The following is a 7,473-nucleotide window of genomic DNA, read 5'->3' on the forward strand; positions in this document are numbered from 1 at the left end:
CCCCGACTCTTCTTCCCCTGGCTCTTCACCCCATCAGGTGACTCAATCCGCTGGTGGCCGCACCAGTCCCTTCCCGTAGGCGTAACGCACCGCCTGGGCCCGGTCCTTGAGCCCCGTCTTGGCGAACAGGTTGTTGATGTGTGTCTTCACGGTCGCGGTGGAGACGTGCAGCTTCCGGGCGATCTCCTGATTGGAGAACCCCTCCGCGATCAGGACGAGGACCTCGGTCTCCCGCGCGGTCAGTCCGTCGGGCGCCTCGGAGGCCGCGGGCGTCGGTTCAGGCTGTGAAAGCCGCTCCAGCAGCCGTCGCTGAATGCTCGGCGAGAGTCCCGCGTCTCCCGACAGCACGCTCTCCACGGCTCGCACGATCTCGTCGCCGCCGGCGTCCTTGGTCAGGTAACCACGCGCGCCTGCCCGCAGCGCCGGGAACAGCGACTCGTCGTCCGCGAACGTGGTCAGCACCACCACCTGGGTCCCCGGGTACTCGGACCGGATCCGCCGGGTCGCCTCCACCCCGTCACAGCGCGGCATCCTCAGGTCCATCAGCACCACGTCCGGAGAGAGTTCGGCGACCAGCCGGACCGCCTCCTCCCCGTCGCCCGCCGCTCCGACGACCTCCACGCCGGGCAGCAGCCCGAGGAGCATCACGATCCCCTCCCTGACCACGGTCTGGTCGTCGGCGACCACGACCCGTGCGGGCTTCTTCTCCTCCTCCGTCTCGGTCATACGGGCACCCTCAACCTCACCTCGAACCCCTCGTCGTCACGCCCTGCCTCCAGCGACCCGCCCAGCAGCTCGGCCCGCTCCCGCATACCCAGCAGACCGTACCCGCCGCCGGCGCCGCTGAGCTCGCCCGGACGGCCGCCGGAATCCCGTACGTCCAGCGCCACTTCGTGCTCGCTGTAGGCCAGCCGCACCTGGACCTTGGCGCCGTGGGCGTGCTTGCGCACGTTCGTCAACGCCTCCTGGGCGACACGTCGCACCGTCTGCGACGCCTCCGCGGACAGAGCTCGGCGTTCCCCCGTCACGGTCACCTCGGCGCCGTCGGTCGAGCCGACGAGCTCCGTCAGGAACTCCTCCAGCGGGGTGAGCTCACCGCGCAGCGCGGACAGGGCCTGGCGGGTCTCGGCGAGCCCGTCGCGGGCCATTCCCCGGGCGGCCACCACCCGTTCGAGGATCTGCTCCCGGTCGGCGCCGCGCTCGATCAGCAACCGTGCGGCCTCCAGGTGCACCAGCTGGGCCGAGAGGCTGTGGGCCAGGACGTCGTGGATCTCCCGTGCGATCCTGGCCCGCTCCCCCAGCGCCGCCGACTCGGCCTCGGCCGCTCTTGCGGCACGCTCCTGGGCGAGCAGCCGCTGGGCGCTGCCCCGGGCCTCGGCGTCGAGTCGCAGGACATAGCCGGCGAGAGCCATGCCCACGACGGTGGCCGCGGTGGTCAGCCATACGTCGTTGTTGAACGCGGAGTACGAGGCCAGGGCCACGGACGTGACGGGCAGAGCGATCGCGACCGGCAGCCGCTCCAGCGCGGAGATGCCGCAGCCGCACCAGATCACGAGGGCCGGTCCCTGGAAGCCGGTGGTCTCCGCGAGGACAGCGATCCCCAGGAGGACCACGATGAGCGCCAGGGAGGGCACGAGCCGGTGGGCATACGTGGTCCGGAAGAACCCCCAGGAGACCACGGCGGTCACGACCACCCCCGCCACCGCCGCGGCCATGCCCCAGCCGTGGACGTGCGACTGGTTGAAGGCACTCCACAGCAGCAGGGCGAGGACGAGCAGCCTCACGCCCCAGGCGAGGGAGCGCCGCGGCCGGGAGAGCCCCGCCCGGCTCAGCGCTTCTCGTGAGGGCCAGCGTGTCCAGGCGTTCTCCGTCACACGCCTTCCTTCCTGGTGACCCGGGCCATGCCGTCACCGTACGCCCGGGCGGGACCGCTCGCGGTCGCGGCGGAGGGAAGGCTCTGCGCGCGCCAGACGAGGATGCCGGCCCGGACCAGGAGGGTGACCGCCAGCCCCAGGATGAGGGCCGCACTGTCCTGGTGGACGCCGACGACGGCTCCGAGGGCGTAGAGACCGACGCGCAGGGCTATTCCGCCGAACCAGACGAGTGCGCTGGCCTTGGTGCTCTTGGTCCAGACGACGCCGTCCTCCTCCGTCCACACCCGGGTGGTCCAGGCCCAGGCGGCACCCATCACCAGCCCCACCAGCAATTCGGTGCCGAGCAGGAGGGCGGAGGCCGTGCGGTGGTGGGCGTCGAGCACGCCGGGTTCGCGCAGCGCGACCACCGCGAGGATCACGGGCAGCAGCCACCAGCGCCTGCCCGTGTCGATCGGGCGGGCGCGGAACTGGCGAGCGATCACCACGACGACCACGGCCACGATCAGCAGCGCGTTGACGAGCCCGGACATCAGAGCCTCCGTGAGCGGCAAGGGGCGGTGCCGGGAGCGGGAGCTGCCGACGCCTTCGACGCTACGGAAACGCGCAGCTCAGAAGATCGGAGCGGGGGTGGATCACGGGTGGATTCCAGCGAGCGGGATCTCTCCACCCCCGGGTGGAGAACCCCACGCGGGACCACACGCGGGGCCCCACGGGCGGTCGACGGGCCGCCCGTGGACGAGCGCGGTGGCCGGGCCGACGGGGGGTCCGGAACGGTCGGTGGTGGGCCCTGGCACTCGCGCAGGCCGGCCATCACGTGCCTGGCGCGACGACCGGTCGAGAGCCCGCGGGCAGTTCACGGCCAGGTCGACGCTCAGCTCCTGGCCCGGCAGCCGACGCCGGCTTCCTTGCCGGACGGTCCGGGCCGGGCGGTGGCACACGCCACCGCCCGCCCGGCCCGGACCGGCCCTACCGTGCCCCGGCCCACCGGCCGCCTCTTCGGCGGTGGCCCGGCGCAGCGGCTACGCGTCGATCCGTGACCGGTCCAGCGTCGCCGCCGAGCCGGAGATGAACTCCTTGCGGGGAGCCACGTCGTTGCCCATCAGCAGGTCGAAGACCTGCTCGGCCGCCTCCAGGTCGGAGAGGTTGATGCGGCGCAGGGTGCGGTGGCGCGGGTCCATCGTCGTCTCGGCCAGCTGGTCGGCGTCCATCTCGCCCAGACCCTTGTAACGCTGGATGGAGTCCTTGTACCGGATGCCCTTGCTCTGGAACTCCATGAGCTTGTCGCGCAGCTCGCGGTCCGAGTACGTGTACACGTACTTGTCCTGGCCCTTCTTGGGCTGGACGATCTCGATGCGGTGCAGCGGCGGCACCGCGGCGAAGACCCGGCCGGCCTCGACCATGGGCCGCATGTACCGCTGGAACAGCGTCAGCAGCAGGCAGCGGATGTGCGAGCCGTCCACGTCGGCGTCGGTCATCATGATGATCTTGCCGTAACGGGCCGCGTCGATGTCGAAGGTGCGGCCGGAGCCCGCCCCTATGACCTGGATGATCGCCCCGCACTCGGCGTTCTTCAGCATGTCCGTCACCGAGGACCGCTGAACGTTGAGGATCTTGCCGCGGATCGGCAGCAGGGCCTGGAACTCGGAGTTCCGGGCGAGCTTCGCCGTACCGAGCGCGGAGTCTCCCTCGACGATGAACAGCTCGCTGCGCTCGACGTCGTCGCTGCGGCAGTCGGCGAGCTTGGCGGGCAGCGACGAGGACTCCAGGGCCGTCTTGCGGCGCTGCGCGTCCTTGTGCTGGCGGGCCGCGATGCGGGTCCGCGCGGCGGCGACCACCTTCTCCATGACCACGCGGGCCTGGGCGGCGGCGTCCCGCTTGGTGGAGGTGAGGAACGCCTTGAGTTCCTTGGAGATCACACTGTTCACGATCCGGCGGGCCGCAGAGGTCCCGAGGACCTCCTTGGTCTGGCCCTCGAACTGCGGCTCGGCGAGCCGGACGGTGACGACAGCGGTGAGACCCTCCAGGGCGTCGTCCTTGACGATGTCGTCCTCGGCGACGCGCAGCAGCTTCTTGGCACGCAACGCCTCGTTGAGGGTTTCACGGACGGCCTGCTCGAAGCCGGCCACGTGGGTGCCGCCCTTGGGCGTGGCGATGATGTTGACGAACGACCTCACGTTCTGGTCGTAGCCGGTGCCCCAGCGCAGCGCCACGTCGACGCCGAGTTCGCGGGTGACCTCGGTGGGGGTCATCTGGCCGTGTTCGTCCAGGACCGGGACGGTCTCCTTGAAGGTGCCCTGACCGGAGAAGCGGAGGACGTCACAGACCGGCTTGTCGGTGGCCAGGTACTCGCAGAACTCACTGATGCCGCCGTCGAAGCGGAACGACTCCTCGCCCTTGCTGCCGCCCTCACCGAGGCCGTACTCGTCGCGGACGACGATGGTCAGGCCGGGCACCAGGAACGCGGTCTGGCGGGCGCGCTGGTGGAGCGTGTCCAGGGAGAGCTTGGCGTCCTTCAGGAAGATCTGGCGGTCGGCCCAGTAGCGCACGCGCGTGCCGCTGCGGGTCTTGGGCACCCTCTTGGTCTTGCGCAGCCCGCTCCCGGCCTCGAACTTGCCGTCCGGGCCGGCGCCGGTGAAGGCCCCCGGCACGCCACGGCGGAAGCTGATGGCGTGCACACTGCCGCCGCGGTCGACCTCGACGTCGAGGCGCGCGGAGAGGGCGTTCACCACGGAGGCACCGACGCCGTGCAGGCCGCCGGAGGCCGCGTAGGAGCCGCCGCCGAACTTGCCGCCGGCGTGCAGCTTGGTCATCACCACCTCGACGCCGGACAGGCCGGTCTTGGGCTCGACGTCCACGGGGATGCCGCGGCCGTTGTCCCGGACCTCGACGGAGCCGTCGTCGTGGAGGATGACGTCGATGTGGTCGCAGTACCCGCCGAGGGCCTCGTCCACGGCATTGTCGATGATCTCCCACAGGCAGTGCATCAGACCGCGGCTGTCGGTCGAGCCGATGTACATGCCGGGGCGCTTGCGCACGGCTTCGAGGCCCTCAAGGACGAGCAGGTGCCGCGCGGTGTAGTTGGAGCCGTCCCGGTCTGCTCCTGCCAGCAGCGCTGTGGACGGCACGGAGGTATCGGCGGTCACGCGGTTCGCTCCTCGCTGAATTTCAATGGAGCCCCTTTGGGGTAAGAGGCCGGCTTCGGTCGCCGCTCAGAGGGTACCGAGGCCTGGTAGAGCCGTTGTAACGCCACCCTCGTCATGAACTCACACTAGTCCAGGGTCGCATGAGTGTTCGATCCCTCGATGGAGTGAAGTACATATCACGTTCCCTTCGAGGCATGAACCATTTAGGCTCCGGGCACGTCCTCACAAACAACCGGCAACCCGGCCGGGAGGATGAAACCGATGAATCGCGCGAACCCGTAAGCACCTAAGACGACGCAATACGGCACATTCGCCGCCAACCGGCAGCAGACGGCCACCTCGAAAGATTTTTTTCGAGGAGAAGCCCCGAGCGGGAACGTTTTCGGGCTGGTTGGATGTTGACCTTGGTACGACAGCTCGTCGAGCTAGAGAAGAGGCGACGTGACTACTGTTCTGACCCCCGCGAGCCACCTGACGGCCGCCGATCGCTGCGACCGCTGCGGCGCCCAGGCATACCTGCGCGTCGTGCTGCTCAGCGGCGGAGAACTGCTCTTCTGCGCCCACCACGGTCGCAAGTTCGAGCCGGAACTCAAGAAGATCGCCGCTGAGATACAGGACGAGACGGAGCGGCTCACCTCCGCTCCCGCCACCGCCTCCGAAGATGAGCGCTGACCTCTCGCATCCACGACGAGCCAGCTCCGGCACAGGCCGGTGAAGGGCGGTCGCTCCTCAGGGAGCGGCCGCCCTCGTCGTATCCGCGCAAAGGCCCTCAGGAGGGCTTGTGCGGCCCTCGCGATCCGCTGAAGGCACCCCTGGGACCGAGCGCCCGTACAACCTCGGAGACGCGCGTGTAGACGCCGGGGCTCCCCGGGCGCCCGCAGCCGCTCCCCCACGACACGAGCCCGATCAGCTTCCCCTTGGCGACGAGCGGGCCTCCGCTGTCGCCCTGGCAGGCGTCCGGGCCGCCCCGGGTCTCGCCCGCACACACCATCGAGTCCGACCGGTAGGTGCCGTCCGGACCGCCGGGATAGGCCCGCTCACACGTCTCGTCGGGCAGCACGTGGAGCCGCGCCTCGTACAGCCGGCGCGAGTAGTCGCCACCGCCCGTGACGTCGCCCCACCCCGAGACCAGGGCACCGGTGCCGGGCGTGTAGGCGGTGTCCCCCCGGGGGGCCATCGCGATGACCGCGCGGGCCGGCAGGGGCTCGGCAAGGGTGAGCACGGCGAAGTCGCCGGTGTTCGCGTCGGGGTCGTAGTCCGGGTTGACCCGGGCGGCGGTCACGGGGATTTCCTGGCCCTGCGTCGCGAGCAGATCCGTGCGGCCCGCGATGACCTTGAGGTCGCGGACCGGTCCGGACGGCCCGCCGATGACCTCGTCGGCAAGGCAGTGGGCCGCGGTCAGCACGGTGGTCCGGCCGATCGCCACCCCGCCGCAGAACTGACCGGCCCGCGTACCTCCGAACCGGTCACGGCTGGACAGTGCGACCGTCCAGGGGGCCTGGGAGACGTCGACGGGGAACCCGCCGACCACGACGCTGTCGGCAGTGGCGGGAGACGGGGTGGCCAGTGGTATGGCCGTGCTGACGGCCGCCAGGATCAGCGGCCGGATCAGGGCCGGGGCAACAGAACGGCGCATGCACGCTCCTCACTCTGGGTGGGACTGGGACACCCAGAGTCATCCAGCGCACCGCGCCCCGCAGCACGAAGGCCCGGCCTCCGCGGTGGGAGGCCGGGCCTTCGGCGTGGTACGACCGCGACCTAGTCGAGGTAGTCGCGCAGCACCTGGGAGCGCGACGGGTGGCGCAGCTTCGACATGGTCTTGGACTCGATCTGGCGGATGCGCTCACGCGTGACGCCGTACACCTTGCCGATCTCGTCGAGGGTCTTCGGCTGACCGTCGGTGAGACCGAACCGCATGGAGACGACGCCGGCCTCGCGCTCGGACAGGGTGTCCAGCACCGAGTGCAGCTGCTCCTGGAGGAGCGTGAAGCTGACGGCGTCGGCGGGAACGACGGCCTCGGAGTCCTCGATGAGGTCACCGAACTCGCTGTCGCCGTCCTCGCCCAGCGGGGTGTGCAGGGAGATGGGCTCACGGCCGTACTTCTGGACCTCGATGACCTTCTCGGGGGTCATGTCGAGTTCCTTGGCCAGCTCCTCCGGAGTGGGCTCGCGGCCCAGGTCCTGGAGCATCTGGCGCTGCACGCGCGCGAGCTTGTTGATGACCTCGACCATGTGCACCGGGATACGGATGGTGCGGGCCTGGTCGGCCATCGCCCGGGTGATCGCCTGACGGATCCACCAGGTGGCGTAGGTCGAGAACTTGTAGCCCTTGGTGTAGTCGAACTTCTCGACCGCGCGGATCAGACCGAGGTTTCCCTCCTGGATCAGGTCCAGGAAGAGCATGCCTCGGCCGGTGTAACGCTTGGCCAGGGAGACCACCAGACGGAGGTTGGCCT

The 7,473-nt window shown here is 70.0% G+C and carries 7 protein-coding genes; 1 reads left to right on the top strand and 6 read right to left on the bottom strand.

Annotation, left to right across the window (positions count from 1 at the left end; all coding sequences use genetic code 11):
- Positions 1-42: 42 nt before the first annotated feature.
- From JF597_RS46180 to JF597_RS46195, 4 genes are all read right to left on the bottom strand, one after another.
- Positions 43-726 carry a response regulator transcription factor gene (locus tag JF597_RS46180; RefSeq protein ID WP_294011155.1) on the bottom strand — a complete coding sequence of 228 codons (684 nt, stop codon included), beginning with the start codon at positions 724-726 and terminating at the stop codon, positions 43-45.
- Positions 723-1,874 (bottom strand): histidine kinase, encoded by a 1,152-nt coding sequence (locus JF597_RS46185; protein WP_294011157.1) that lies wholly within the window; start codon positions 1,872-1,874, stop codon positions 723-725. The genes JF597_RS46180 and JF597_RS46185 overlap by 4 nt, the downstream gene beginning before the upstream one ends.
- Positions 1,871-2,404: a CcdC protein domain-containing protein gene (locus JF597_RS46190; protein ID WP_294011159.1), complete on the bottom strand. Its 534-nt coding sequence runs from the start codon at positions 2,402-2,404 to the stop codon at positions 1,871-1,873. Before JF597_RS46190 ends, JF597_RS46185 begins: the two co-directional genes overlap by 4 nt.
- A 489-nt stretch (positions 2,405-2,893) precedes the next feature.
- A complete protein-coding gene (locus JF597_RS46195) occupies positions 2,894-5,017 on the bottom strand; it encodes a DNA topoisomerase IV subunit B (RefSeq protein WP_294011161.1) in 2,124 nt (707 codons plus the stop codon).
- Positions 5,018-5,458: 441 nt separating this feature from the next.
- Here JF597_RS46195 and JF597_RS46200 point away from each other — a divergent pair, with 441 nt between their 5' ends.
- Positions 5,459-5,689, top strand: a complete 231-nt coding sequence (locus JF597_RS46200) for a hypothetical protein (RefSeq protein WP_181803130.1) — start codon at positions 5,459-5,461, stop codon at positions 5,687-5,689.
- A 97-nt stretch (positions 5,690-5,786) separates the two neighbouring features.
- Here JF597_RS46200 and JF597_RS46205 read toward each other — a convergent pair whose 3' ends face one another.
- Both JF597_RS46205 and JF597_RS46210 read right to left on the bottom strand, forming a co-directional pair.
- Positions 5,787-6,653 carry a serine protease gene (locus JF597_RS46205; RefSeq protein ID WP_294011164.1) on the bottom strand — a complete coding sequence of 289 codons (867 nt, stop codon included), beginning with the start codon at positions 6,651-6,653 and terminating at the stop codon, positions 5,787-5,789.
- Between the two features lie 122 nt (positions 6,654-6,775).
- On the bottom strand, positions 6,776-7,473 hold a 698-nt coding region (locus JF597_RS46210; RefSeq protein ID WP_294011166.1), incomplete at its 5' end, for an RNA polymerase sigma factor.

This window comes from Streptomyces sp. (assembly GCF_019510245.1).
Classification (GTDB): Bacteria; Actinomycetota; Actinomycetes; order Streptomycetales; family Streptomycetaceae; genus Streptomyces.

Coding starts and splice junctions, on each gene's coding strand:
- JF597_RS46180 (WP_294011155.1), bottom strand. CDS start 726: ATGACCGAGACGGAGGAGGAGAAGAAGCCCGCACGGGTCGTGGTCGCC.
- JF597_RS46190 (WP_294011159.1), bottom strand. CDS start 2,404: ATGTCCGGGCTCGTCAACGCGCTGCTGATCGTGGCCGTGGTCGTCGTG.
- JF597_RS46205 (WP_294011164.1), bottom strand. CDS start 6,653: ATGCGCCGTTCTGTTGCCCCGGCCCTGATCCGGCCGCTGATCCTGGCG.